This is a genomic window from Streptomyces sp. NPDC050263 (assembly GCF_040655955.1).
In the GTDB taxonomy this organism is placed as follows: Bacteria; Actinomycetota; Actinomycetes; order Streptomycetales; family Streptomycetaceae; genus Streptomyces.
Genome location: NZ_JBFAKW010000001.1, coordinates 67,575 through 91,179, shown reverse-complemented (window position 1 = coordinate 91,179; position 23,605 = coordinate 67,575). Strand labels below are relative to the sequence as shown.

The following is a 23,605-nucleotide window of genomic DNA, read 5'->3' as shown; positions in this document are numbered from 1 at the left end:
ACCCTCAGGTCACCCGGCAACCCCGGGGGCCGGACCGACGGAGGAGCACACACGTGACCGTGGAGAGCACTGCCGCGCGTAAGCCGCGACGCAGCGCAGGAGGCAAGGCCGGCGCCACCGGCACCGAGCGCACCCGCACCGCCGCCAGGAAGAGCGCCGAGCCCGAGCTCGTGCAGCTGCTGACGCCGGAGGGCAAGCGGGTCAAGAACAACAAGAACGCCGAGTACGCCCAGTACGTCGCCGGTGTCACCCCCGAAGACCTCCGCGGCCTCTACCGCGACATGGTGCTCACCCGTCGTTTCGACGCCGAGGCCACCGCCTTGCAGCGCCAGGGCGAACTGGGTCTGTGGGCCTCGCTGCTCGGCCAGGAGGCCGCCCAGATCGGCTCCGGTCGGGCCCTGCGCGACGACGACTACGTCTTTCCCACCTACCGCGAGCACGGCGTCGCCTGGTGCCGCGGGGTCGACCCGACCAACCTGCTGGGCATGTTCCGCGGCGTGAACAACGGCGGCTGGGACCCCAACAGCAACAACTTCCACCTCTACACCATCGTCATCGGCTCCCAGACGCTGCACGCGACGGGCTACGCGATGGGCGTCGCCAAGGACGGCGCGGACAGCGCGGTGATCGCCTACTTCGGCGACGGCGCCTCCAGCCAGGGCGACGTGGCCGAATCGTTCACCTTCTCCGCGGTCTACAACGCCCCCGTCGTGTTCTTCTGCCAGAACAACCAGTGGGCGATCTCCGAGCCCACCGAGAAGCAGACCCGCGTCCCGCTCTACCAGCGTGCGCAGGGCTACGGCTTCCCCGGCGTCCGCGTCGACGGCAACGACGTCCTGGCCTGCCTCGCGGTCACCCGGTGGGCGCTGGAGCGGGCCCGCAACGGCGAGGGCCCCACCCTCGTCGAGGCATACACGTACCGGATGGGCGCGCACACCACCTCCGACGATCCGACGAAGTACCGGGCCGACGAGGAGCGCGAGTCCTGGGAGGCGAAGGACCCGATCCTGCGTCTTCGCCGCCACCTCGAGGCCTCAAACCACACGGACGAGGGATTCTTCGCGGAACTCGAGGCGGAGAGCGAGGCGTTGGGCAGACGAGTGCGCGAAGCGGTCCGTGCCATGCCGGACCCGGACCACTTCGCCATCTTCGAGAACGTGTACGCGGACGGGCACGCGCTCGTCGACGAGGAGCGGGCCCAGTTCGCCGCCTACCAGGCGTCGTTCGCGGACGAGGGGGGAAACTGACATGGCGGACAGCGTGACGTCCAAGAACCTGGCCCTGGCCAAGGCGATCAACGAGTCGCTGCGCCGCGCTCTGGAGGAGGACCCCAAGGTCCTGATCATGGGTGAGGACGTCGGCAAGCTCGGTGGCGTCTTCCGCGTCACCGACGGGCTGCAGAAGGACTTCGGCGAGAGCCGTGTCATCGACACCCCGCTCGCGGAGTCGGGCATTGTGGGCACGGCCATCGGACTGGCCCTGCGCGGCTACCGCCCGGTGGTGGAGATCCAGTTCGACGGCTTCGTCTTCCCGGCCTACGACCAGATCGTCACCCAGCTCGCGAAGATGCACGCGCGCTCCCTGGGCAAGGTCAAGCTCCCGGTCGTCGTCCGCATCCCCTACGGCGGCGGCATCGGCGCGGTCGAGCACCACTCGGAGTCGCCCGAGGCCCTCTTCGCGCACGTGTCGGGCCTGAAGATCGTCTCCCCGTCCAACGCGTCCGACGCGTACTGGATGATGCAGCAGGCCATCCAGAGCGACGACCCGGTGATCTTCTTCGAGCCCAAGCGGCGCTACTGGGACAAGGGCGCGGTCGACACCGAGGCGATCCCCGGCCCGCTGCACAAGGCCCAGGTCGTCCGCGAGGGCACCGATCTGACCCTCGTCGCCTACGGCCCGATGGTGAAGCTCTGCCAGGAGGTCGCCGCCGCGGCCGCCGAGGAGGGCAAGAACCTGGAGGTCGTGGACCTGCGTTCGGTGTCCCCGCTGGACTTCGACTCGATCCAGGCGTCGGTCGAGAAGACCCGACGCCTGGTCGTCGTCCATGAGGCGCCGGTGTTCTTCGGCTCGGGCGCGGAGATCGCCGCCCGGATCACCGAGCGCTGCTTCTACCACCTGGAGGCACCGGTCCTGCGGGTCGGCGGCTATCACGCCCCGTACCCGCCGGCGCGCCTGGAGGAGGAGTACCTGCCTGGCCTGGACCGGGTGCTCGACGCCGTCGACCGTGCCCTGGCGTACTGAGGAGAGGGTCGTGACGACGATGACGGAAGCGTCCGTACGCGAGTTCAAGATGCCCGACGTGGGCGAGGGGCTCACCGAGGCCGAGATCCTCAAGTGGTACGTCCAGCCCGGCGACACGGTGACGGACGGCCAGGTGGTGTGCGAGGTCGAGACGGCCAAGGCCGCCGTCGAACTGCCCATCCCCTACGACGGGGTGGTGCGCGAGCTGCACTTCCCCGAGGGCACCACGGTCGACGTGGGCATGTCGATCATCGCGGTGGCCGTGGCGGGCACGTCCGGCACCCCGGTCGCCGAGGTACCGGCGCAGACCACCGCGCAGGCGCCGGCGGCCCCTGCCGGTCCGGCGGCCCCGGTGGGTGCGGCGGCCGCGGAGAAGAAGCCCGAGGCGGCGAAGGCCGTGGGCGCCGGCCGTCAGCCGGTGCTCGTCGGGTACGGCGTGGCCGCGTCCTCGACCAAGCGGCGTCCGCGCAAGGGCCCGGAGATCACGCTCCCGCAGGTCCCGGACACAGCTCCGAAGGAGCTGAACGGCCACGGCAGCGCTCCCGCCGCGCAGGAGCGCCCGCTGGCCAAGCCGCCGGTGCGCAAGCTGGCCAAGGACATGGGCGTCGACCTCGCCACGGTGGCCCCGTCCGGCCCGGACGGCATCATCACCCGTGCGGACGTGCACGCGGCGGCGGCCCCGGCCGCTCCGCAGGCCGAGGCGGTGACGCAGGCGGTGCGGGCGCAGGTCACGGCCCCCACGGCCGCGCCCGTGGCGCCCTCCCCGGTGTCGGCGTCGTACGACACGGCGCGAGAGACCCGTATCCCGGTCAAGGGCGTCCGTAAGGCGACGGCGGCGGCGATGGTCGGTTCGGCGTTCACCGCGCCGCATGTCACGGAGTTCGTGACGATCGACGTGACGCGCACGCTGAAGCTGGTCGAGGAGCTCAAGCAGGACAAGGACCTGCACGGCCTCAGGGTCAACCCGCTCCTCGTCATCGCCAAGGCCCTGCTGGTCGCGATCAGACGCCACCCGGAGATCAACGCCTCATGGGACGAGGCGGCGCAGGAGATCGTGGTCAAGCACTACGTCAACCTGGGTATCGCGGCCGCGACCCCGCGGGGGCTGCTGGTCCCGAACATCAAGGACGCCCACGCCAAGACGCTGCCCCAGCTGGCGGAGTCCCTGGGCAAGCTGGTGTCGACGGCGAGAGACGGAAAGACGTCCCCGGCCGCGATGCAGGGCGGCACGGTGACCATCACCAACGTCGGCGTCTTCGGCGTCGACACCGGCACACCGATCCTCAACCCCGGCGAGTCCGCGATCCTCGCGGTCGGCGCGATCAAGCTCCAGCCGTGGGTCCACAAGGGCAAGGTGAAGCCGCGTCAGGTGACCACACTGGCGCTGAGCTTCGACCACCGTCTGGTGGACGGCGAACTGGGCTCGAAGGTGCTGGCGGACGTGGCGGCGATCCTGGAGCAGCCGAAGAAGCTGATCACCTGGGGGTAGCGGCGACGACTGCGACCGCGACAGCGGCCGCGGACGGTCACCTCGTACCGTCCGCGGCCGTGTCCGCGGCCGTGTCTGTGTCCGCGTGGACCGTCAGCCGTGCCGTGTCCGGGCCGGGACGTGGATCGTCTCGACCCTGCTCGCCACCAGGCGTTCCCGTTCCCGGCGGGCCGCCCGCCTGCGCAGGCGCAGGATCTGGCTGACGCCGAGGGCCTGGAGGACGAAGACGCAGGAGAAGGCGATCCGGTAGTTGTCGCCGGTCGCGTCCAGCAGCACGCCGACCGCGAACAGCGTCGTCATCGACGCCACGAAGCCGCCCATGTTGGTGATGCCGGAGGCGGTTCCCTGCCGCTCGGGCGGGTTCGCCGGGCGGGCGAAGTCGAAGCCGAGCATGGAGGCGGGGCCGCACGCGCCGAGGACCGCGCAGAGTGTGATGAGCAGCCACATCGGCGCCCGGTCGCCGGGGTAGACCAGCGTGGTCGCCCACATCAGGGCCGTCGCGCCGACCGTGCCCAGGGCCAGCGGGAGCCGTGCCTCGTGGTGGCGGGCGACGATCTGGCCGTAGACCAGGCCCACCACCATGTTGCACAGGACCACCAGCGTGAGCAGTTCGCCGGCCGTCGCCCGCGACAGGCCCTGTGCCTCCACCAGGAACGGCATCCCCCACAGGAGCAGGAACACCATCGCCGGGAACTGGGTGGTGAAGTGCACCCACAGGCCGAGCCGCGTGCCGGGCTCGCGCCAGGACGCGGCGATCTGCCGGCGCACGTAGGCCGCGCCGTGGTGCGGGAACGGCTCGGGCTCGTGGCCCTCGGGGTGGTCCTTCAGGAAGAGCAGCAGAAGGACCAGGACCACCACTCCCGCGAGCGCGCTGCCCGCGAAGGCGGCCGTCCAGCCGACGCCGTGCAGCAGGCGGGCCAGGACGAGCGTGGAGACCAGGTTGCCCGCCATCCCCGCGAGGCCCGCGAACTGGGCGACCAGCGGTCCGCGGCGCGCCGGGAACCACCGGGTGCCCAGCCGCAGCACGCTGATGAACGTCATCGCGTCCCCGCAGCCGAGCAGGGCGCGTGAGGCGAGGGCCGTGCCGTAGGACGGGGAGAAGGCGAAGCCGAGCTGGCCGGCCGTGAACAGCACGACGCCGATGGTCAGCACCTTCTTGGTGCCGAGCCGGTCGACCAGCAGGCCCACCGGTATCTGCATGCCCGCGTAGACGAGGAGCTGGAGGATCGAGAAGGTCGACAGGGCGGAGGCGTTCACCTGGAAGCGGTCGGCGGCGTCGAGCCCGGCCACCCCCAGCGACGTGCGGAAGATGACCGCGACGAAGTAGACCGAGACGCCGATGCCCCAGACGGCGATCGCGCGCCGTCCGCCGGGCGGGTCACCCGGAAGGGTGGAGTTCACGCTGCGGGCGCCGGCGCTCACCGGACCTCCCCGCGGGCCAGGTGGGAGAACCAGTCGACGTGCCGGTGCACGATCTCGACGGCCCGCTCGGCGTCGCCGGCGCGCAGGGCCGAGAGGATCTCCTCGTGCTCGGTGAGCGTCTTGGCGATCCGGTCGGGGTGCGAGTGCATGATCGCGACGCCCATCCGCAACTGGCGGTCGCGGAGTTGGTCGTACAGCCTCGACAGGATCTCGTTTCCGCCGCTGCGGACGATCTCCGCGTGGAAGCAGCGGTCGGTCACCGCGGCGGCGGCCAGGTCGCCGGCCGCGGCCTGCTCCTTCTGCTTGGCGAGCAGTTCTTCCAGGCGCTCGATCAGCGCGGCCGGCGCGGGGACCGCCTTGCGCGCCGCGTGCTCCTCGACCAACAGCCGGGTCTCCACGACGTCCGCGATCTCCTGTGCGGAGACCGGCAGGACCAGGGCGCCCTTCTTGGGGTAGAGCTTGATCAGCCCTTCCACCTCCAGCCGCAGCAGCGCCTCCCGCACCGGAGTGCGCGAGACCCCCACGGCCTCGGCGAGCTCTCCCTCGGTGAGGAGGGTGCCGCCCTGGTAACGGCGGTCCAGGACACCCTGTTTGACGTGGGCGTACACGCGGTCGGCGGCGGGTGGCTGCTTGGCGGCGACGGGTGCGGATGCGGATGCGGGTGCGGACGCGGGTGCGGGACCGGATGTGGGACCGGGCGTGGGAGCAGTGGCGGGGGCGGTGGCGGTGGGGACGGGCGGGGCGGCGGACTGCATGCCCACAGGATAGATACAACACGTACGCATCGGGGGGTCGGTCCAGAATTTGGGACCAACGGTGAGTGACGGGTAAGAGTTTCCGTGAGTAATCGGAAATTCGGCCCAGCAAGCGCACAACCTTGTGTGCTACTTACGTGTCACACGCATGCGGCCTCTTCTTTCTTTCCCCTCCTAACTCGGCCGCACAGCAAGGGCATTCCGACGTAATCGGGGTATTTAAGTTGATAACCGCCACCAAGGGCATCCGAGTCCGCAGGGCCGCAGCCGTTGCCGTCACCGCCGGCGCAGTGCTCGCGACCGGGGCCCTCACCGCGGCACCCGCGCAAGCCGTCACAACGCCCACGATCGCCGCCAAGGCCGGCTACGTGGTGAACAACGCGAACAGTGCCGCCCTGTACAACAAGGCCGGAACCACCAAGCTCTCCACCGGTTCCACCACGAAGATCATGACCGCCAAGGTCGTGCTGTCCCAGGCGAACCTGAACCTGGACGCCAAGGTCACCATCCAGAAGGCTTACAGCGACTACATCGTGGCGAAGGGCGCCTCCTCGGCCCGGCTCATCGTCGGCGACAAGGTCACCGTCCGTCAGCTGCTCTACGGGCTGATGCTGCCGTCCGGCTGTGACGCCGCGTACGCGCTGGCCGACAAGTTCGGCACCGGCACGACCCGCGCCGCGCGGGTGAAGTCGTTCATCGGCAAGATGAACAGCACGGCGAAGTCGCTGGGCATGAAGAACACGAAGTTCGACTCGTTCGACGGCATCGGCAACGGCTCGAACTACTCGACCGCCCAGGACCTGACGAAGCTCACCGTGAACGCGCTGAAGAGCGCGAACTTCCGCGCGATCGTCGCCAAGAAGTCGTACACGGCCAAGACGATCACCAAGACGGGCTCCACCCGCACCATGGCGGCCTGGACGAACACCAACACGCTGCTGACCAGCTACCGCGGCGCCATCGGTGTGAAGACGGGCTCCGGCCCCGAGGCGAAGTACTGCCTCGTCTTCGCGGCCACCCGCAACGGCAAGACCGTCGTGGGCACGGTGCTGGCGTCCACGTCGGCGTCGGTGCGCGCCACGGACGCGACGAAGCTGCTGAACTACGGTTTCGCCAGGCTGGGCTGACCGGCACTCACGTGAGAACGGGCCCGTCGTGATCGTCACGACGGGCCCGTTCCGTTCCCCACCGCACCCCCACGGTGAGCGCGTCCTACTTCGTGACCGCGAAGTTCCGCAGGACGGCCGCCGTCAGCTCCGGCTCGCCCTCCGCCTTCACCCGGTCCGCGACCGCCTCCGCCGTCACCCGGCCGCAGGCCAGCCGGACGTAGGTCTCCCAGTCGAGGGTGAACGCGGCGGCCGGGCCGAGCGCGGGGGCCGTCTCCAGGGTGCCGCGGCCGTTGATGTCGACGCGGATGGTGCGCAGGAACTCGATCGGGCCGTGCACGTCGAAGACGATCGCGGAGCTGCGCGGGGCGCCGGCCCGCTCGGCGACGACCGCCGGGAGCGCGGCCAGCAGCGTGTCGCGGGCGATGTGCGCGCCGGGGGAGTCGAGGTTGCCGGGGCGGCCGAGGGAAGCGCGCAGATCCTGCTCGTGCACCCACACGTTGAACGCGTGGCCGCGCATGGACTCCTCGAGCGTGAGCTCGGTGCCGAGCGGGCCGCGCACCACCTGGGTGGGCTGGCGCGACTCGTTGCGCAGCTGCCGGTTGCGGCGGATGACCGTGTACTCCAGCTCGGACGTCATCTCCGGCGCGGTGTGGTGACGGCGGACGTCGACCTGCATCTCCATGTAGCGCTGGATGTCGTTGGTGACGTGGTACAGGTCGCGCGGGAGGGTGTGGATGGGGCGCGGGTCGCCGTACATCTCGCAGTCCAGCCCGATGACATGCGACACGATGTCGCGTACCGACCAGCCCGGGCACGGCGTCCGGCGGTTCCAGTCCGCCTCGACCAGCGGCAGCACCAGCTCGGATATCGCTTCGATGGAGTGGGTCCAGGCGTCGGCGTAGGGCTGGAGGGTGGGATGCAGACTCACGGAAACGGGACCCCTCGGCGGTCGGTACTCGGGTGGGTTGTGGCGGCGTTGCCAGCGGGAGGTGGCTGCTCTCGGCGGGTGTCGGCGGGTGTCGACGGGTGTTTTGAAACGCTAAGTTACGCTGCTGTGAGGCACCCCGGCAGTGCTTTCGTGTGACGATCGTAGGCCGGTGTGGACTACTCGAATGCCAGGACGGTGGTACTGTGCGCGCCTCTCTGATCCAGATCGCCGTAGAAGAGGGCGAATCGGTCGAATCGCGGCGGGTGCGGGTCGCCGCGCTGGTAAGAGAGCAGGCCGGTGCCGCCGACCTCGTGGTGCTGCCGGAGTTGTGGACGACCGGCGCGTTCGCCTATGAGGAGTTCGGCAGCGAGGCCGAGCCCCTGGAGGGGCCGACGTACGAGGCGATGGCCAAGGCCGCGAGCGACGCGGGAGTCTGGCTGCACGCGGGCTCGATCCCGGAGCGGGACCCGGACGGCCCCCTGTACAACACGTCTCTCGTCTTCTCACCCTCCGGTGAGCCGGTCGCCGCCTATCGCAAGATCCACCGCTTCGGCTTCGACAAGGGCGAGGCCGTGCTGATGGGCGCGGGCGAGGAACTGGTGACGTTCCGTCTCCCCGAGACGACCGTCGGCCTCGCCACCTGCTACGACCTCCGTTTCCCCGAACTCTTCCGCGGTCTCGTCGACGCCGGCGCCGAGACTCTCGTGATCCCCGCGGGCTGGCCGGAGCGCCGCCGGGGGCACTGGACGCTGCTGGCCCGGGCGCGGGCGGTCGAGAACCAGGCGTTCGTGCTCGCGTGTGGAACGGCCGGGACGCATGCCGGAGTTCCGCAGGCGGGTCACTCGATCGTGGTCGATCCGTGGGGCGAGGTGCTGGCGGAGGCGGGAGCGGGCGAGGAGGTCCTGCGGGTCGAGTTCGACCCCGCGAAGGTCGCGACGACGAGGGAGCAGTTCCCGGCCCTGAAGGACCGGGTGCTGGGCCTGCGGCGGCCGGTGCGCCGTAGTCCCTGACGAATCCGCCGACGGCCGGCCCCGGGTTCGGTCCGTCTGCGGCACGCCCGGCCGGACAGGTGCCGGCCGGACAGGTCCCGGCCGGACACGTCCCGGCAGCCGGCACTCTCCTAGGAGCGAAGAGCGTCGACGGGTTCCATGCGGGAGGCCCGCAGTGACGGGTAGAGACCTGCCAGGAGTCCGACGAGGGCTCCGGCGACCGGGGCTCCGAAGGCGAGACGGACGTCCAGGACCGGAGTCCAGTCCCTGACGGCGGAGACGGCCACCACGACGACCATGCCCAGCACGGCGCCGATGACGCCGCCGAGGAGTCCGATGGTCGTCGACTCCACCAGGAACTGCCCGGCGACCTGTCGTCGCGAGGCGCCGAGGGCGCGGCGCAGTCCGATCTCCCCGATCCGCTCCATGACCGTCACCAGTGTGACGTTGGCGATGCCGATGGCCCCGACCACCAGCGAGACCAGTCCGAGTACCAGGAACAGGCCGTTGACGTCGCCCTGCACTCCCTTGCGTGCCTTGGCCGGGTCCGGCGGCGCCGTGACGGCGAGGGCGTCCTCGGCGCCGGGGGCCAGCGCGATCGGTGCCTGGTGGGCGACCTGTTTCGCCGCGCCGAGCGCGGTGTTGATCAGCACCCGGGTCACCGTTCCCAGGCCCAACTGGTCCTCGGCCGTCGTGGGCGGCAGGATCACCCCGGTGGAGAGCTGCTGTTCCCGCTCGGCGTCGCCGAGGATCCCGATCACGGTGTAGGCCTGGCCCTTCAGGAAGACCGCAGGGGAGTCCCGTACCGAGTTGATGCCGAGGAGTCGTGCGGCCTGGTCGCCGAGCACCGCCACTCGGTCGTGCCGGGCGATGTTGCCGTCGTCGAAGAAACGCCCGGTGGTCATCCTGCCGCGCACCGCGGCGGGCAGCGTGGGGGACGCGGCGAGAACCGCCATGGTCTGGTCGGTGACGTCCCCCGGGGAGACCACGTCGTTCGCACGTACCTGGACGCTCGCGGTGTCGGTGGAGTCCGCGATCGCCGCCACCGACTCGACCCCGGCCAGCCGCCCGACCGCGTTCACCCCCGACCAGTCGACGAGCGGGACGGAGCCGGCCGGCCCCGGTACCTCCACGGTGACCGAAGTGGCGGTGAGGGCGTCGAACCGGCCGACGATCTGATTGCCCGCCGTGGCCGAGACCCCGATGGTGATGACCAGGGTGGTGATGCCCAGAACCGTGCCCAGTGTGGTCAGGGCGGAGCGCGTCGGACGGGCGAGTACCCCTGCCAGCGCCTCGGTCCACAGGTCCCTGAAGTCCATCCAGGGACGCTCGATGCCCGTGGCCCTGCCGCGGCGCCGTGCGGCCCTCATCGGCTCTCCTCCGTGAGCCGGCTCTCCTCCGTGAGCAGGCCGTCGTTGATCCTGACCCGCCGGTCGGCCCGCTTGCTGACCGCCTCCTCGTGGGTGATCACGACCAGGGTCATGCCCTGTTCGGACAGTTGGTCGAAGAGGTCGAGCACGGACTCGGTGTTCTCACTGTCGAGGTTGCCGGTGGGTTCGTCGCAGAGCAGCAGGGCGGGCTCGCTCATCAGCGCCCGGGCGATCGCCACCCGCTGCCTCTCACCACCGGAGAGCCGGTCGGGCCGGAAACCGGACCGGTGCGCCAGGCCTACCCGTTCCAGTGCCTCCTGGGCTCTGGTGCGGCGGCCGGCCCGGCCGCGCCCGGGGCGCGGCCGACGGTAGGCCTCGGCGAGCATGACGTTCTCGTCCACCGTCCGGTAGGGCAGCAGATGGAAGGACTGGAAGACGAACCCGATCCGTCCGCCGCGCAGCGAGGTGCGCTCCAGGTCGCCGAGCCGGTTGGTCTCCACCCCGTCGAGCCAGTAGGCGCCCGAGGTGGGGCGGTCCAGCAGCCCCAGGGTGTTGAGCAGCGTCGACTTGCCGGAGCCGGACGGGCCGACGATCGACAGGTGCTCGCCGCGCCGGAGGGTCAGGTTCACGTCCCGCAGGGCGTGCACCGGCGGTTCGGAGTCGAAGGTCCGGTCGACGGAGACGAGTTGGATGACCGTGTCCGCGTCGGGCATGACGGATGTCGGCGGGTCGGATGTCGGCGAGGCGGACGCCGGCAGGCCGGTCACTGTCCGATCACCACCTGATCGCCCGCCTTCAGGGCATCACCGGACGGTGTGACCTCCACCTGTCCCTCCGCCGAGAGACCCGCCTTGACCTTGACGTCCACCACCTTGCCGCCGCGTCGGACCCGCACCTTGGCCTGTCCGTCGGCCGATGTGTGCAGCGCGGCGATGGGCACGGCCAGCACGTCACCGTCCGACGAGCCCACCTTGATCGTCACCTTCGCGGATCCGGTGGCGTTCTTTGCCAGGTCTCCCGACGGGATGGAGATCTGCACCGGCACGGGAGCCGACGCGTCATCGCTCCCGTCATTCGTTGTTCCCTGCTGGGTTTGACCGCCCGTCGTATCGATCTTCGGCACATCGTCGCCCAGTGCCACGAGTTCCCCCTTCACCTTCTTGCCGTCGGGCGTCTCCACCTGCGCTGTCATGCCCTTGTGGAGCAACTTGGCGTCGCTGGCCTGCACCACGGCCTGTACCACGACCTTGGAGCTGGTCACCGTGCCGACCGGTCCGGACGGGGTGTCACCGGTCTTCACCGCCACCTTGTCCAGCCGGGCCGGCAGATCCGGCAGGAAGACCAGCTCACCCGCGGGGACTTTGGTCCCGTAGCCGGCCCGGAAGGCGGAGAGCGCGTCGTTGGCCGCGTTCAACTGCTGCTGTGCTGCCTTGAGCTGGAGCTTTCCGGCTTCGTCACTGGTGTCCGTACCGCTGCTGGTGTCCGTACCGCTGCCGGACCCCTCGGTGTCGTCGCCCGGGTTTCGGGCCGAGAGGAGGGCCTGCTGCGCGGTGGTCACAGCCGCCTCCAGCGTTCCCAGCTGCTGCTTGTCCGCAACACCGGGCTCCTGCGCGACAAAGCCCTTGCTCTTGTACCAGCGGCTCACTGCCGCGGCATCCTCCTGCCCGTACTGCCCGGTGGCCCCACCGGGGTTGAACCCGAGCCGGGTCAGGGCCCGTTCGAGCTGCTTGACATCGTCTCCGGACGTGCCGGGACCCAGCGTGCGATACATCGGTACGGATCCGCGCAGCACCAGGACCGGTCGCCCGCTCACCTGCATCAGCACGTCGCCCTCCTTCACCTCCGACCCCGCGACCGGCGCCTTGGTGACCCGCTGGACGACGGTTTCGGTGGACCCGGATCCCCCGGAGCCGGAATCCGGGGGGCCGACGGGCCCGGCCAGGGCCAGGCTCTGCGGTGAGGCGAACTCCACCGAGCCCTGGGCCACCACACTCGCGGTCAGCGACCGGCGCTCGACCGCGACGGTGACCGGTCCGGCCTTCGGGGGCTGGCGTGCGGCGGCGGCATCGGCCGGCGACTGCATCCGCGATCCGGCGAACCACCCGCCGGCTCCCACCAGCGCCACCGAGGCGACGATGATCCCCAGCTGCCTGGGACGGCTGCCCTCACTCTTGCGGCGCCGCCTCGGTGCTCGGGACGACGGTTCACCCGGCACCGGTGGATCCCGGGTTCTTGAAGAACTTCGGGAAGTAGGCGGCCCGGAAGCCCTTGCCGCACTCCAGGTCCTTCATCGCCAGGGCGATCTCCTTGGTGAGCAGCGGCAGAGCTTCCTCCTTGCTCATGGATTCCGTGGAGGTCCCGTCGGGGTTCTCCGCGGCGGCGGCGGGGCCCCCGACGCCGGCGGGAGCGGACGCGGCTGCCTGGAGTTTCACCATCTCCCCGATGCTGGTCGGTTGCGTGGTCGTGACGGGGATGCCGTCCCGCTTCAGACAGGAGGCGTACGACTGCGCGAGGCCGACCAGCTTCTGATCACCGTTGAGCGCCTGCGCGTTCTCCTGGCTCCGTGACGACGCGTCCAGCAGCTCCTTGGGCGACGTGGAGCCGTACACCTTCTTGTTGGCCGTTCCCAGGCAACCGGTCCAGTCTTTCTGGCCTTCCTCCGAGCCCGGGACGGATCCGAGCGCCTTTTCGTAGGCGGTCTTCTGTGCGGGCGTGAGCGTTTCGACGTATTTCGCGTTGTCCGAGGGCTCGTTCGCCGACCTGTCGCCCACCAGCTCGGGGTCGTCGGGGTAGACGGCGCGCGCGGTGTAACCGAAGCCGTACTTCTGCCGGAACTTCTTGGTGAGTTCGTAGTCCGCCCCGTCGGTGGCCCAGGTGGACGCGGGATCGATGGGGGCGACGGCGGTATAGGTGAACCCCTGCTCCTTCATGCAGTCCGCGATCGCGTTCTCCACGAGGTACTGGTTCTTGAGCTCCGCACCGGCGTCCGCGGGAACGTCGAGTCGCCCCGCCGACCCGGCCGATTCCTTCCCGGCGGAGGCGGTCTCGCCGTCAGTTCCGCAAGCCGCCAGCAGCGGGAGCAGACTCACCGCCACGGCCAGTTTCCGAACAGCGCGGGATCCAGGCATTCTCTCCATGACCTCCAGCGTGGTGACCGGAGTCGATGGCCTCTGGCCCGGACGATGACCCTTCTGTAACGGCCTTCGGGGAGGGGCTCTTTCCGGGACGGTCGTCGAACGCGGTATGCCTACACTCCCGGAGTGCCGCGTGTCCTGATGATCGAAGACGACTTGGACGTCCGTGATGCCGTCCGCCTGGCGCTGCGACACCAGGGGCATGAGGTTTTCGCCGCCGGAACCGGTGAAGAGGGACTGGAACAGCTCCGCCCCTTCCGCCCGGACGTCGTCGTGCTCGACCTCATGCTGCCGGGCATCTCCGGCCTCGACGTATGCCGGCGGATAAGGGAGCGCGGCCAGGTGCCGATCATCATGGTGACCGCCAAGGGGGACGACATCGACGTCGTCACAGGGCTGGAGGCCGGCGCCGACGACTACGTCGTCAAGCCCGTGCACGCCCGGGTGCTCGATGCGCGCATACGGGCCGTACTGCGCAGTCACGACGCGTCGCTCTCCGACGGCGTCCGTCCCAGGGCGGAGTCGCACGGCGAGCTGGTCATCGACCGCGTCGGGCTCACGGTGACACACCGCGGTGAACCCGTCGCACTCGCCCCCTCCGAGTTCCGGCTGCTGCTGACCCTGTCGGCCTCGCCGGGCCGGGTGTTCAGCCGCCAGGAGCTGCTGGAAGCGGTCTGGGAACACAGCTACTACGGGGACATACGGCTCGTGGACGCCTGTGTGAAGCGCCTGCGCGGCAAGCTCGGTGAGCTGGGCGGGGATACCCGGTACATCCAGACCGTACGCGGCTTCGGTTACCGCTTCGGTTCCCCGTGAGCGGCGGGCGGGGCCGCGGGCCGGTGCGGGTCCTTCGGGCGGTCCTGGCGCGCGTCCCTTCGGCGTTGGGCGGCCTGCGCCGCCGCCTGGTGGCGGCCTTCGCCCTGGTGGCTGTGACCAGTGCCCTGAGCACCGGAGCCCTCGCCTTCCGGGAGGCGCGCACGGGGGTGCTGCAGCAGAGCCAGGACTCCGTCATCGAGCAGTTCCGCACCAGCGTTCACAACGCCGTGGCTGCCTACGCTCCGCCGGAGCCGGGCCAGTCGGACCTGCAGAGGGTGGTGGACCAGCTGCTCCGGGCCAACCAGTCACAGGGGTGGCGGGTACTGGCCACGTACGGCAGCCTCCGCGCCGCCGCGCCGAGTCCCGAGTTCGACAAGCTGAGTCCGGGACTGCTCCGGTCCGTACGAACCCAGCGCGCCGCGGTGTTCCAGCGGGTGAGCGCCGACGGGCGTCCCTTTCTCGTCGTCGGAATGCCGGTCACGTACAACCCCGGCGAGGGCACGGAGTCCAGGCTCTCGGGGCTCGTGCTGTACCTGGTGGTGCCCCAGGACACCGAACAGGCCTACGTCAGAGCGATGGTCAGCGGCATCGGGCGCGCCACCCTGGTGACACTGGGCCTCGCCGTCGGCCTGGCGCTGCTGGCCGCGAGCGGCGTACTCCGCCCCGTGCGGGCGTTGCGCCGGGCCACGGACCGGATGGCCGAGGGGCACCTCGACGTCCGGCTGGCCGTCAACGGCTCCGACGAACTGGCCGACCTCTCACGGTCCTTCAACGACACGGCGGCCGCACTGGAGCAGTCGGTCGCGGAGCTGCGCCGCCTGGAGGCCCAGGCGCGTCGCTTCGTCGCGGACGTCTCCCATGAACTGCGGACGCCGCTGGCGGCGATGTCGGCGGTCACCGACGTACTCGACGAGAAGGCGCTGAACCTGGACCACGAGACGAGTGACGCGCTGCGGCTCATCAGCGAGGGAACGAATCGGCTGAGCGGGCTGGTGGGAGACCTGATGGAGGTCTCCCGCTTCGACGCGGGCGCGGCCGAACTCAACCTGGACGAGATCGACCTGGCCGAGTCCGTACGGCGCACCCTCTCCGCCCGGGGCTGGCAGGGCCAGGTGGAGACCCGGCTGCCCCCACCGGGCGTGCTCAGGGCGCGCGTGGATCCGCGCCGGCTCGACGTGGTGATGGCCAATCTGGTCGGCAACGCGCTGCGGCACGGGGCGCCGCCGGTGCGGCTGACCCTGGACGTGCGGGAGGAGCGGGCGGACGTGGCGTGGGCCGTGATCACAGTGACCGACAACGGACCGGGGATCGCCGAGGAAGCCATGCCGCACATCTTCGAACGTTTCTACAAGGCGGGCACCTCACGGACCAGGAGCGAGAGCAGCGGACTGGGCCTGGCCATCACGGCGGAGAACGTTCGTCTGCACGGCGGACGCATCAGTGCGGCGAATCCGGCCGGGGGCGGTTCGGCGTTCACGGTCGAACTCCCCCTGCACCGCGACTCCGCAGCGGACGCCGACGACGCCGACGACGCCATCGACGCCGCAGGAGGTCCCCGGTGAAGGGCTCGCGCGTACCGGCGCTGCTGGTCGGGCTCACGGCCGTGCTCACGCTGGCGGCGTGCGGGGTCCCCCCGTCCGACGTCATCCGGGCCGGTCCGCCGGCGAGCGGCATGGCTCCTCCGCGTCCGAAGGCGCCCAGCGTCATCCGCCTCTATTTCCTGCGCGACGGCGATCTGACGCCCTACCCCCGGAAGGTGGACGACCGCGGGGACCTCGGGGTCGTCGTGCGCCTGCTGTTCGGCGGACCGATCGCGAGCGAGGCCGGGACGGCCACCACGGAACTGCCCCGCCTGACAGGTGCACCGGACGTCGTGATCGGGAGCGATCTCACCATCTCCGTCCAGCTCCCCGAGGGCGTCCCTCCGCTCAGTCGTCCGGCCATGCTGCAGTTGGCGTGCACGGTGGCTCTCACGGCTGAGCCGGTCGCCCCGCAGCCTGCGGAAGTGAACCAGGGCGACGGCGCCCTTGCGGCTCCTTCCGGCGGTGATGCGGAAACCGCCTCCGCACCCACGAGTGTCCAGGTGCTCGGGGACGGATGGACGACGACTCAGTCGGACGCCGCGTGCCCCCGAGAAGCTTCCTAGTCCTCCCGGTGTCAGTCCTTCCCGTGTTCCTTCTCGGCCAGGTGGATCACGCACACCGCCACCGCGATGAGCAGCGCCGGATCCGCGTCCTCCCGGACGACGTCGACGCCGTACGTCTCGCGGACGTGCAGCCACCGCCGGGAGACGACGGCCAGCAGCTCGCCGTCGTACTCGACCGCGAACTCCCGGGCGAGGATCTTGCCGCTGACGTCGAGTTCGGTGCGGCCGTCCGCCAGGGCGACCCGATAGTGGTCGCGCAGCAACGACAGCCGCTTGCGCCGGATCGTGGCGAGCGGGGCGCCGTCCCGTTCGATCACCATGGTGTCCCGCAGGGCGAACATCTTCTGGCGGATGTCGATCAGGACCTGCCCGCGGGTGTCCTTCAGCTCGAAGGTGTCCCGCAGCCGCATCGCCTTGCCGTCGACCAGGTACACCTTGTCGCCTTGGTCGTCCTCGATCCAGTAGTCGTCACCGATGCCGAGGAGCCGGTCGCGCACGAGGAATCTCATGTCGTCACCGGTTCCCCGGAGGCCGGTGCGAAACGCCGTCCATAGGCCGATGGGCTGAGTTCCGTCTCGTGCCGCACGCGCGCGTGGGTTCGCGGCCGTCCCCGGTCCGGCCCTCGCCGCCACCACGTCCAGCCGCTCCTCGCCCCGCTCGATCAGCCGACAGGCGAGCGCCCCTCGCTCCCCCGTGAGTCAGGCCGGCGGGGTCGTGCCGAGCTGGGCGCGGAAGCGGCGGTGCAGGACGGCGGGGGAGACGGCCGCGAGCGCCCGTGCCGCGCCACCGTCAGCGGCTCCCTCAGCCGTTTCCACGCCCAGGTCAGCGGGGGTGCCAGCGACTCGTCGGGCACGTCCGGCAGCGGCCGTTCCACGAACTGCGGCGGCCAGGACGTCGCCCTCGTCGATGGAGAGGACGTCGGGCGGTCCTCGAACCGACCGGCACGTCGACGGTCGGCGACCGCGACGAGGCCGTCCCGGCGCACGTGGACGCGACGACGGGTCACGCGCCGGGGTGACCGAGGCGACGCCCTCGGCCTAGTCTGTGGCGGTGACAGCGCAGGCGGCCGACGAGGTGTTCTTCGAGGGACGACGGTTCGCGGTGACCGCGGTCGACGGCGAGGGTCTGTTCGATCCGGCCGGGCACGGTCTGGAGCCGGGGCCGATGAACACCGGTTGCTACCGCGGTCACATCTGCCGGTACACCGTCGCCGAGCAGCGGCTGGTGTTGCGCGATCTCATCCTCGGGTCGGAGGGCGAGCCACCCCGGTCGGACGGCGTGCGACCGCGGCGGGACCGCTCGTACGGGGGATGGCGCTACCGGGGGCTGGACATTCCGGTCGCCTTCACCGGGCGTCTGCTCGTCGGCAGCGGTCACGCGGCCGACAGCCCGTATCTGAACATGGGATTCTGGCCGGCCTGGATGTACCGGGACGTCCGTGAACTCACCCTGCGGGCCGGTGTCCTGCTCGCCGCCGCCGACTGCTCTGCGGAACTGGCCGCGGTACGGACGAACCTCGCGGCGGACGCCGCCCGGCCCGCGCCGGGGGAGCCGACCAGGGACTGGATCTCCCGCACGTTCTCGCTGACGTACGACTACAGCTGGCCGGGGCGGTCCTGACGGTCCTGAGCCCGGTCTCAGGGCCACCAAGTCTTCACGATATTCACACAAGGGTGCGACGTGCCTGGTGTCACGGTATGCCTGACGACGCCCCGTCTGTCCCGCCTGTCGCGTCGTCAGACGCCGTACCCGTCGCCGTAGCCGTCTCGGCGGCGACGCGCGTCCTCGTCGATCACCGGTGTGGTGGGCGGCATGAGGACGCGCCGCCGTCGGGCGATGCTGCTGAAGGTCGTCACGCCGATCAGGCCGACGATCATCAGGATGACGCCCACCAGGTCGAGGTTGACGCCCTGCATGTCCCAGTCGGTCGCGAACGTGAGGATGGCTCCCACGGCGATGAGGATGATGCACCCTCCGAGGCCCATGATGTCGCCTTCCGATCGGTGAGCCGGACGTTCCGGCCACCGCCTCCGGGTACCCCGCCCTTCGCCGACTACCCCTCCAGGAAGGCCACCAGGGCGTTGGCCAGCAGATACGGGTCGGCGTCGCCGCACAGCTCACGGGCGCTGTGCATCGACAGGATGGCCACGCCGATGTCGACCGTGCGGATGCCGTGCCGGGCCGCGGTGATCGGGCCGATGGTCGTGCCGCAGGGCATGGAGTTGTTGGAGACGAAGGACTGGAACGGCACGCCCGCCTTGTCGCAGGCGGCGGCGAAGATCGCGCGGCCGGTGCCGTCCGTCGCGTACCGGTTGTTGACGTTGACCTTGAGGATCGGCCCGCCGTTGACCCGCGGATGGTGCGTCGGGTCGTGCCGCTCCGCGTAGTTGGGGTGGACGGCGTGACCGGTGTCGGAGGACAGACAGACGGTGCCCGCGAAGGCTCTCGCCCGGTCCTCGTACGAGCCGCCGCGCGCGAAGACAGAACGTTCCAGCACATTGCCCAGCAGCGGTCCGTCCGCGCCCGTGTCCGACTGCGAGCCGTTCTCCTCGTGGTCGAAGGCGGCCAGCACGGGGATGTACGGCAGCTTCTGACCGCCGGTCGCCACGGCCGTCAGCGCGGCCGTGCCGGCGTGCACGGACAGCAGGTTGTCCATGCGCGGGCCGGCCACCAGCTCCTCGTCGCGGCCCAGGTAGGCGGGCGGCTCCACGGAGTGCACCATCAGGTCCCAGCCGGTGACCTCGCCGGCGGACAGCCCGCACTCCTGCTCCAGGAAGGCGATGAGGTCGCCGTCGCGCACGTCGTTGCCCAGGCCCCAGACGGGCTGGAGGTGGCGCTGCTTGTCGAGCTTGAGGCCGTCGTTGTTGACCGACCGGTCGAGGTGGATGGCCAGTTGGGGGACTCGCAGCAGCGGGCGGCCCACGTCGACGAGGCGGGTCGAGCCGTCGCGCAGGGTCAGCCGGCCGGCCAGGCCCAGGTCGCGGTCGAGCCAGGAGTTGAGCAGCGGGCCGCCGTAGATCTCCACGGCCACCTGGCGCCAGCCCTGCGTGCCGGAGTCGGGCAGCGGCTTGACGCGCAGGTTGGGGGAGTCGGTGTGCGCGCCGATGATCCGGAACGGTGTGTGCGGCGTGGCGCCCTCGGGGACGTACCAGGCCACGATCGCGCCCCCGCGCAGTACATACCGGCCGCCCGACGTGCCGTCCCAGGCGTCCGTCTCCGAGACCTGTCGGAAACCGGCCTTCTCGAGGCGCTCGGCCGCGTTCGCCACGGCGTGGTACGGCGACGGGCTCGCCGTCAGGAACGTCATGAGATCGTCGGTGTGGCCGCGGTCGAAGCGGTGGGGTTCGCTCATGGTGTTCACCTTAACGACGTACGAGAGCCCGCTCCCGGCGATGGGAGCGGGCCCTCGTGAGGACGATGTGCAGTGTTTACCGGTTGCGCGGATGGTCCCGAAAAGGTGCCCGGGACGGGTTCCTGGAACGGTTCCGGGGACCGGTTCCCGGAGCGGGCGTCAGAAAGCGGCCTCGTCCAGCTCCATCAGGTCCAGCTCGACGCCCGAGGCGATCTTGCGGGCCAGCGTGACGCCCGGCAGGACGTTGGCCGCGAAGAACTTCGCCGCCGCGATCTTGCCGGTGTAGAACGCCACGTCCTTCGCGGAGACGGCCTTGGTGGCGGCCGTCTCCAGCTTCTCGGCGGCGACCGCCGCGCCCTTGAGGAGCAGGTAGCCGACGATCACGTCACCGGAGGCGAGCAGCAGGCGGCTGGTGTTGAGGCCCACCTTGTAGATGTTCTTGACGTCCTGCTCGGTGGCGGCGAGGTCGGTGAGCATCAGGCCGACGATGGCCTCCAGCTCGACGGCCGCCTTGGCCAGGTGCTCGCGGGCGGAGGAGAGCTCCTCGCCTCCGGTGCCCAGCGCCAGGAACTTCTTGATGTCCTCGGCGAGGGAGTTGAGCGCCGCGCCCTGGTTGCGGACGATCTTCCGGAAGAAGAAGTCCTGGCCCTGGATCGCGGTGGTGCCCTCGTACAGGGTGTCGATCTTGGCGTCCCGGATGTACTGCTCGATCGGGTACTCCTGGAGGAACCCGGAGCCGCCGAAGGTCTGGAGCGACTGGGCGAGCTGCTCGTAGCCCTTCTCGGAGCCGTAGCCCTTGACGATCGGCAGGAGCAGGTCGTTGAGCGCGTGCTCCGTCTTCGCGTCCTCGCCGTTCGCCTCCTTGACGGCGATCGCGTCCTGGACGGAGGCCGTGTAGAGGACGAGGGCGCGCATGCCCTCCGCGTACGCCTTCTGCGTGATCAGCGAGCGGCGCACGTCGGGGTGGTGGCTGATGGTGACCTTCGGCGCGGCCTTGTCCATGAAGTTCGCCAGGTCGGGGCCCTGGACGCGCTCCTTGGCGTACTCCAGCGCGTTGAGGTAGCCGGTGGAGAGCGTGGAGATCGCCTTCGTGCCGACCATCATGCGGGCGAACTCGATGATGCGGAACATCTGGCGGATGCCGTCGTGCTTGTCGCCGATCAGCCAGCCCTTGGCGGGGTGCCGGTCGCCGAACGTCATCTCGCAGGTGTTGGAGGCCTTCAGGCCCATCTTGTGCTCGACGTTCGTGGCGTAGACGCCGTTGCGCGTCCCCAGCTCGCCGGTCTCGAAGTCGAAGAGCGTCTTCGGGACCATGAAGAGGGACAGGCCCTTGGTGCCGGGGCCGGCGCCCTCGGGGCGGGCGAGGACGTAGTGGAGGATGTTCTCCGACATGTCGTGCTCACCGGACGTGATGAAGCGCTTGACGCCCTCGATGTGCCAGGAGCCGTCCTCCTGCTGGACCGCCTTGGTGCGGCCCGCGCCGACGTCCGAGCCGGCGTCCGGCTCGGTGAGGACCATCGTGGAGCCCCACTGCCGGTCGACGGCGAGCTGCGCGATCTTCTTCTGGACGTCGTTGCCCTCGTCGAAGAGGATGCCGGCGAACGCCGGGCCGGAGGAGTACATCCACACGGCCGGGTTCGCGCCGAGGATCAGCTCCGCGTAGGCCCAGATCAGCGACGGCGGGGCGGTGGTGCCGCCGATCTCCTCGGGCAGGCCGAGCCGCCAGTACTCGGAGTCCATGAACGCCTGGTAGCTCTTCTTGAAGGACGCGGGGACCGGCGCGGTGTTGGTCTCCGGGTCGAAGACCGGCGGGTTGCGGTCGGCGTCGGCGAAGGACTCGGCCAGCTCGTTCTCCGAGAGGCGGGTCAGCTCGTCGAGGATGCTCTTCGCGGTCTCGGTGTCCATCTCCTCGAACGGGCCGGTGCCGTACAGCTTGTCGCGCCCCAGTACTTCGAAGAGGTTGAACTCGATGTCGCGGAGATTCGACTTGTAGTGCCCCATGGCGACGGCTCCATGATCCGTAGAGAGATCGGCGAGGCACTGGTGGATCCTCGCGCTAGTTCACGTACCAGCAAGTAGCAAGTGCCTACGATGATGCTACCCGTCGGTAATAAGTCGCAACCCCTACTCGGCCAAGTGTGAGAAGGGTCTACCTCACCCGGGGGTGGGCACGCCTCGGTACGCTTGGGCTCATGTACGGATACGGCCAGCCCATGGACGGGGGCGCCGCGCAGCAGCAGTACGCCCCGCCGCCGCAGCAGCAGATGCCCGGCGGCCATGGCGGGTACGGCCAGCAGCCGCCGCTCTACCCGGAGCCGTCCCCGCCGTCCCTCGCGGACGCGGTACGGGCCTTCACCACCGGGCAGTTGGCCGCCGAGGACTTCCAGCAGGTCTTCGCGACCTCCAAGGTCTACTGCCCGCGCGGCGACAACCCCGGTTTCCTCGCCCTGCACAACACCCAGCAGCCGGTGATCCCGATGTTCACCAGCCTCAAGGAACTGCGCCGGTACGCGGGCAAGGAGTCCAAGTACTTCGTGATCACGGGCGCCGAGGTCATCGATCTCCTGCCCACCGGCTACGGCTTCGTCCTCGACATGGAGGGCGAGCATCGGATGGTGTTCGATGCCAAAGCTGTCGAACAGATGGTCGAATTCGCCATGCGGCGGATGTACGGCTGAGGGCCTTCCCGGGTCGGCCCCCCGAGCGTTTCCAGCCCCTGGTTGTCACAGGCATGACATAGGGTTCCCACAACTCGCCGAGATCGGCCGCGCGGCCCGGAGGGAATGCCCTCCGGGCTTCCGTCGTTACGGGTGGCAGAAAGTTCAACGCTCAACTAAAGTGGGACGCACGTCGCACAAGGAGGTACGGACATGCCTGCAGTGACCGTCGAGAACCCGTTGACCCTGCCGCGCGTCGTCACACCGGCGGACGCCGTGGCTCGTCCGGTGCTGACCGTGACGACAGCGCCGAGCGGCTTCGAAGGTGAGGGTTTCCCGGTACGCCGTGCGTTCGCCGGCATCAACTACCGCCACCTCGACCCGTTCATCATGATGGACCAGATGGGCGAGGTGGATTACGCGCCGGGCGAGCCCAAGGGCACGCCCTGGCACCCCCACCGCGGCTTCGAGACCGTCACCTACATCATCGACGGCATCTTCGACCACCAGGACAGCCAGGGCGGCGGCGGCACCATCACCAACGGCGACACCCAGTGGATGACGGCCGGCTCGGGCCTCCTCCACATCGAGGCGCCGCCGGAGTCGCTGGTCATGTCCGGCGGTCTCTTCCACGGCCTCCAGCTGTGGGTGAACCTGCCGGCCAAGGACAAGATGATGCCGCCGCGGTACCAGGACATCCGCGGCGGTCACGTACAGCTCCTCACCTCCCCCGACGGCGGCGCGCTGCTGCGCGTCATCGCCGGCGAGCTGGACGGCCACGCCGGTCCCGGCGTCACCCACACCCCGATCACCATGGTCCACGCGACGCTCGCGCCGGGCGCGGAGCTCACCCTGCCGTGGCGCGAGGACTTCAACGGCCTCGCGTACGTGCTGGCGGGCAAGGGCGCGGTGGGCACGGAGCGGCGTCCCATCCACCTGGGGCAGACGGCGGTCTTCGGCGCGGGCTCCTCGCTGACGGTCCGCGCGGACGAGCAGCAGGACTCGAACACGCCGGACCTGGAGGTCGTGCTGTTGGGCGGGCAGCCGATCCGTGAGCCGATGGCGCACTACGGCCCGTTCGTCATGAACACCAAGGACGAGCTGCAGCAGGCGTTCGAGGACTTCCAGAAGGGCCGACTGGGAACGATCCCGGCGGTGCACGGAATGGGCGAGGGCGGCCCGCAGGGCGCGTGAGCT

At 70.1% G+C, this 23,605-nt stretch carries 22 protein-coding genes and 2 pseudogenes; 12 read left to right on the top strand and 12 right to left on the bottom strand.

Translation table 11 applies throughout. The features are described 5' to 3' along the window. The first annotated feature begins 53 nt into the window (after window positions 1-53). Genes pdhA through AB0J04_RS00415 form a run of 3 tightly spaced genes read left to right on the top strand, consistent with a single transcriptional unit; the run spans window position 54 to window position 3,730 of the window. Window positions 54-1,247, top strand: coding sequence for a pyruvate dehydrogenase (acetyl-transferring) E1 component subunit alpha (pdhA, locus tag AB0J04_RS00425; RefSeq protein WP_363166128.1), 1,194 nt, complete (start codon window positions 54-56; stop codon window positions 1,245-1,247). A 1-nt stretch (window position 1,248) separates the two neighbouring features. Further along, on the top strand, window positions 1,249-2,241 hold the full coding sequence (locus AB0J04_RS00420; protein WP_363166127.1) for an alpha-ketoacid dehydrogenase subunit beta: 993 nt from the start codon (window positions 1,249-1,251) through the stop codon (window positions 2,239-2,241). A gap of 10 nt (window positions 2,242-2,251) precedes the next feature. Continuing rightward, complete coding sequence (locus tag AB0J04_RS00415) at window positions 2,252-3,730, top strand: dihydrolipoamide acetyltransferase family protein (RefSeq protein ID WP_363166126.1); 1,479 nt, start codon at window positions 2,252-2,254, stop codon at window positions 3,728-3,730. Between the two features lie 93 nt (window positions 3,731-3,823). Here the strand turns inward: AB0J04_RS00415 and AB0J04_RS00410 are convergent, their stop codons facing one another. Both AB0J04_RS00410 and AB0J04_RS00405 read right to left on the bottom strand, forming a co-directional pair. Further along, window positions 3,824-5,152, bottom strand: a complete 1,329-nt coding sequence (locus AB0J04_RS00410) for an MFS transporter (RefSeq protein ID WP_363166125.1) — start codon at window positions 5,150-5,152, stop codon at window positions 3,824-3,826. Continuing rightward, the gene (locus tag AB0J04_RS00405) at window positions 5,149-5,907 is read right to left on the bottom strand and encodes a GntR family transcriptional regulator (protein WP_363166124.1); all 759 of its coding nucleotides are present in this window, start codon (window positions 5,905-5,907) and stop codon (window positions 5,149-5,151) included. The genes AB0J04_RS00410 and AB0J04_RS00405 overlap by 4 nt, the downstream gene beginning before the upstream one ends. 224 nt (window positions 5,908-6,131) lie before the next feature. Here AB0J04_RS00405 and AB0J04_RS00400 point away from each other — a divergent pair, with 224 nt between their 5' ends. Next, window positions 6,132-7,034 (top strand): D-alanyl-D-alanine carboxypeptidase, encoded by a 903-nt coding sequence (locus AB0J04_RS00400; RefSeq protein ID WP_363166123.1) that lies wholly within the window; start codon window positions 6,132-6,134, stop codon window positions 7,032-7,034. A gap of 85 nt (window positions 7,035-7,119) precedes the next feature. On the opposite strand, the gene AB0J04_RS00395 is transcribed toward AB0J04_RS00400, so the two are convergent. Continuing rightward, window positions 7,120-7,944 (bottom strand): maleylpyruvate isomerase family mycothiol-dependent enzyme, encoded by an 825-nt coding sequence (locus tag AB0J04_RS00395; RefSeq protein WP_363166122.1) that lies wholly within the window; start codon window positions 7,942-7,944, stop codon window positions 7,120-7,122. A gap of 203 nt (window positions 7,945-8,147) precedes the next feature. Between AB0J04_RS00395 and AB0J04_RS00390 the strand changes: the two genes are divergently transcribed. Beyond that, complete coding sequence (locus AB0J04_RS00390) at window positions 8,148-8,954, top strand: carbon-nitrogen family hydrolase (protein ID WP_363166121.1); 807 nt, start codon at window positions 8,148-8,150, stop codon at window positions 8,952-8,954. A 110-nt stretch (window positions 8,955-9,064) separates the two neighbouring features. Here AB0J04_RS00390 and AB0J04_RS00385 read toward each other — a convergent pair whose 3' ends face one another. From AB0J04_RS00385 to AB0J04_RS00370, 4 genes are all read right to left on the bottom strand, one after another. Further along, entirely contained in the window at window positions 9,065-10,303 is a 1,239-nt protein-coding gene (locus AB0J04_RS00385) for an ABC transporter permease (RefSeq protein ID WP_363166120.1), read from the bottom strand. After that, window positions 10,300-11,016: an ABC transporter ATP-binding protein gene (locus tag AB0J04_RS00380; RefSeq protein ID WP_363166119.1), complete on the bottom strand. Its 717-nt coding sequence runs from the start codon at window positions 11,014-11,016 to the stop codon at window positions 10,300-10,302. The genes AB0J04_RS00385 and AB0J04_RS00380 overlap by 4 nt, the downstream gene beginning before the upstream one ends. A 50-nt stretch (window positions 11,017-11,066) precedes the next feature. After that, window positions 11,067-12,428 carry a peptidoglycan-binding protein gene (locus tag AB0J04_RS00375; RefSeq protein WP_363166118.1) on the bottom strand — a complete coding sequence of 454 codons (1,362 nt, stop codon included), beginning with the start codon at window positions 12,426-12,428 and terminating at the stop codon, window positions 11,067-11,069. A gap of 79 nt (window positions 12,429-12,507) precedes the next feature. Continuing rightward, a complete protein-coding gene (locus AB0J04_RS00370) occupies window positions 12,508-13,440 on the bottom strand; it encodes a hypothetical protein (protein WP_363166117.1) in 933 nt (310 codons plus the stop codon). 123 nt (window positions 13,441-13,563) lie between these two features. Here AB0J04_RS00370 and AB0J04_RS00365 point away from each other — a divergent pair, with 123 nt between their 5' ends. The 3 genes from AB0J04_RS00365 to AB0J04_RS00355 are packed head-to-tail and all read left to right on the top strand — an operon-like array spanning window position 13,564 to window position 16,399. Continuing rightward, window positions 13,564-14,253: a response regulator transcription factor gene (locus AB0J04_RS00365; protein WP_363166116.1), complete on the top strand. Its 690-nt coding sequence runs from the start codon at window positions 13,564-13,566 to the stop codon at window positions 14,251-14,253. Between the two features lie 23 nt (window positions 14,254-14,276). Beyond that, window positions 14,277-15,815 carry a HAMP domain-containing sensor histidine kinase gene (locus AB0J04_RS00360; protein ID WP_363166115.1) on the top strand — a complete coding sequence of 513 codons (1,539 nt, stop codon included), beginning with the start codon at window positions 14,277-14,279 and terminating at the stop codon, window positions 15,813-15,815. Continuing rightward, window positions 15,812-16,399 (top strand): hypothetical protein, encoded by a 588-nt coding sequence (locus AB0J04_RS00355; protein WP_363166114.1) that lies wholly within the window; start codon window positions 15,812-15,814, stop codon window positions 16,397-16,399. Before AB0J04_RS00360 ends, AB0J04_RS00355 begins: the two co-directional genes overlap by 4 nt. 11 nt (window positions 16,400-16,410) lie before the next feature. On the opposite strand, the gene AB0J04_RS00350 is transcribed toward AB0J04_RS00355, so the two are convergent. Both AB0J04_RS00350 and AB0J04_RS00345 read right to left on the bottom strand, forming a co-directional pair. Continuing rightward, complete coding sequence (locus AB0J04_RS00350; protein WP_363166113.1) at window positions 16,411-16,908, bottom strand: LURP-one-related family protein; 498 nt, start codon at window positions 16,906-16,908, stop codon at window positions 16,411-16,413. Then, window positions 16,905-17,279, bottom strand: a pseudogene (locus tag AB0J04_RS00345) (helix-turn-helix domain-containing protein); the annotation flags it as partial. The gene AB0J04_RS00350 and the pseudogene AB0J04_RS00345, both read right to left, overlap by 4 nt. Before the next feature lie 45 nt (window positions 17,280-17,324). Between AB0J04_RS00345 and AB0J04_RS00340 the strand changes: the two are divergent. Together AB0J04_RS00340 and AB0J04_RS00335 are read left to right on the top strand one after the other, a co-directional pair. Continuing rightward, a pseudogene (locus AB0J04_RS00340) lies at window positions 17,325-17,417 on the top strand (cupin); the annotation flags it as partial. A gap of 32 nt (window positions 17,418-17,449) precedes the next feature. Next, window positions 17,450-18,019, top strand: a complete 570-nt coding sequence (locus AB0J04_RS00335) for a hypothetical protein (protein WP_363166112.1) — start codon at window positions 17,450-17,452, stop codon at window positions 18,017-18,019. Window positions 18,020-18,135: 116 nt separating this feature from the next. Here the strand turns inward: AB0J04_RS00335 and AB0J04_RS00330 are convergent, their stop codons facing one another. The 3 genes from AB0J04_RS00330 to AB0J04_RS00320 form a co-directional block, all read right to left on the bottom strand. Beyond that, window positions 18,136-18,384: a DUF6458 family protein gene (locus AB0J04_RS00330; protein WP_363166111.1), complete on the bottom strand. Its 249-nt coding sequence runs from the start codon at window positions 18,382-18,384 to the stop codon at window positions 18,136-18,138. Window positions 18,385-18,452: 68 nt separating this feature from the next. After that, a complete protein-coding gene (locus AB0J04_RS00325; protein ID WP_363166110.1) occupies window positions 18,453-19,751 on the bottom strand; it encodes a M18 family aminopeptidase in 1,299 nt (432 codons plus the stop codon). 159 nt (window positions 19,752-19,910) lie between these two features. Further along, window positions 19,911-21,752, bottom strand: coding sequence for an acyl-CoA dehydrogenase (locus AB0J04_RS00320; RefSeq protein WP_363166109.1), 1,842 nt, complete (start codon window positions 21,750-21,752; stop codon window positions 19,911-19,913). Window positions 21,753-21,943: 191 nt separating this feature from the next. Here AB0J04_RS00320 and AB0J04_RS00315 point away from each other — a divergent pair, with 191 nt between their 5' ends. Both AB0J04_RS00315 and AB0J04_RS00310 read left to right on the top strand, forming a co-directional pair. Beyond that, on the top strand, window positions 21,944-22,429 hold the full coding sequence (locus AB0J04_RS00315; protein ID WP_351905766.1) for an SseB family protein: 486 nt from the start codon (window positions 21,944-21,946) through the stop codon (window positions 22,427-22,429). A 192-nt stretch (window positions 22,430-22,621) separates the two neighbouring features. Beyond that, complete coding sequence (locus AB0J04_RS00310) at window positions 22,622-23,602, top strand: pirin family protein (RefSeq protein ID WP_363166108.1); 981 nt, start codon at window positions 22,622-22,624, stop codon at window positions 23,600-23,602. Window positions 23,603-23,605 lie beyond the last annotated feature (3 nt).

Coding starts and splice junctions, on each gene's coding strand:
- AB0J04_RS00325 (WP_363166110.1), bottom strand. CDS start 19,751: ATGAGCGAACCCCACCGCTTCGACCGCGGCCACACCGACGATCTCATG.
- AB0J04_RS00370 (WP_363166117.1), bottom strand. CDS start 13,440: ATGGAGAGAATGCCTGGATCCCGCGCTGTTCGGAAACTGGCCGTGGCG.
- AB0J04_RS00315 (WP_351905766.1), top strand. CDS start 21,944: ATGTACGGATACGGCCAGCCCATGGACGGGGGCGCCGCGCAGCAGCAG.
- AB0J04_RS00310 (WP_363166108.1), top strand. CDS start 22,622: ATGCCTGCAGTGACCGTCGAGAACCCGTTGACCCTGCCGCGCGTCGTC.
- AB0J04_RS00385 (WP_363166120.1), bottom strand. CDS start 10,303: ATGAGGGCCGCACGGCGCCGCGGCAGGGCCACGGGCATCGAGCGTCCC.
- AB0J04_RS00380 (WP_363166119.1), bottom strand. CDS start 11,016: ATGCCCGACGCGGACACGGTCATCCAACTCGTCTCCGTCGACCGGACC.
- AB0J04_RS00350 (WP_363166113.1), bottom strand. CDS start 16,908: ATGAGATTCCTCGTGCGCGACCGGCTCCTCGGCATCGGTGACGACTAC.
- AB0J04_RS00320 (WP_363166109.1), bottom strand. CDS start 21,752: ATGGGGCACTACAAGTCGAATCTCCGCGACATCGAGTTCAACCTCTTC.
- AB0J04_RS00330 (WP_363166111.1), bottom strand. CDS start 18,384: ATGGGCCTCGGAGGGTGCATCATCCTCATCGCCGTGGGAGCCATCCTC.
- AB0J04_RS00405 (WP_363166124.1), bottom strand. CDS start 5,907: ATGCAGTCCGCCGCCCCGCCCGTCCCCACCGCCACCGCCCCCGCCACT.
- AB0J04_RS00420 (WP_363166127.1), top strand. CDS start 1,249: ATGGCGGACAGCGTGACGTCCAAGAACCTGGCCCTGGCCAAGGCGATC.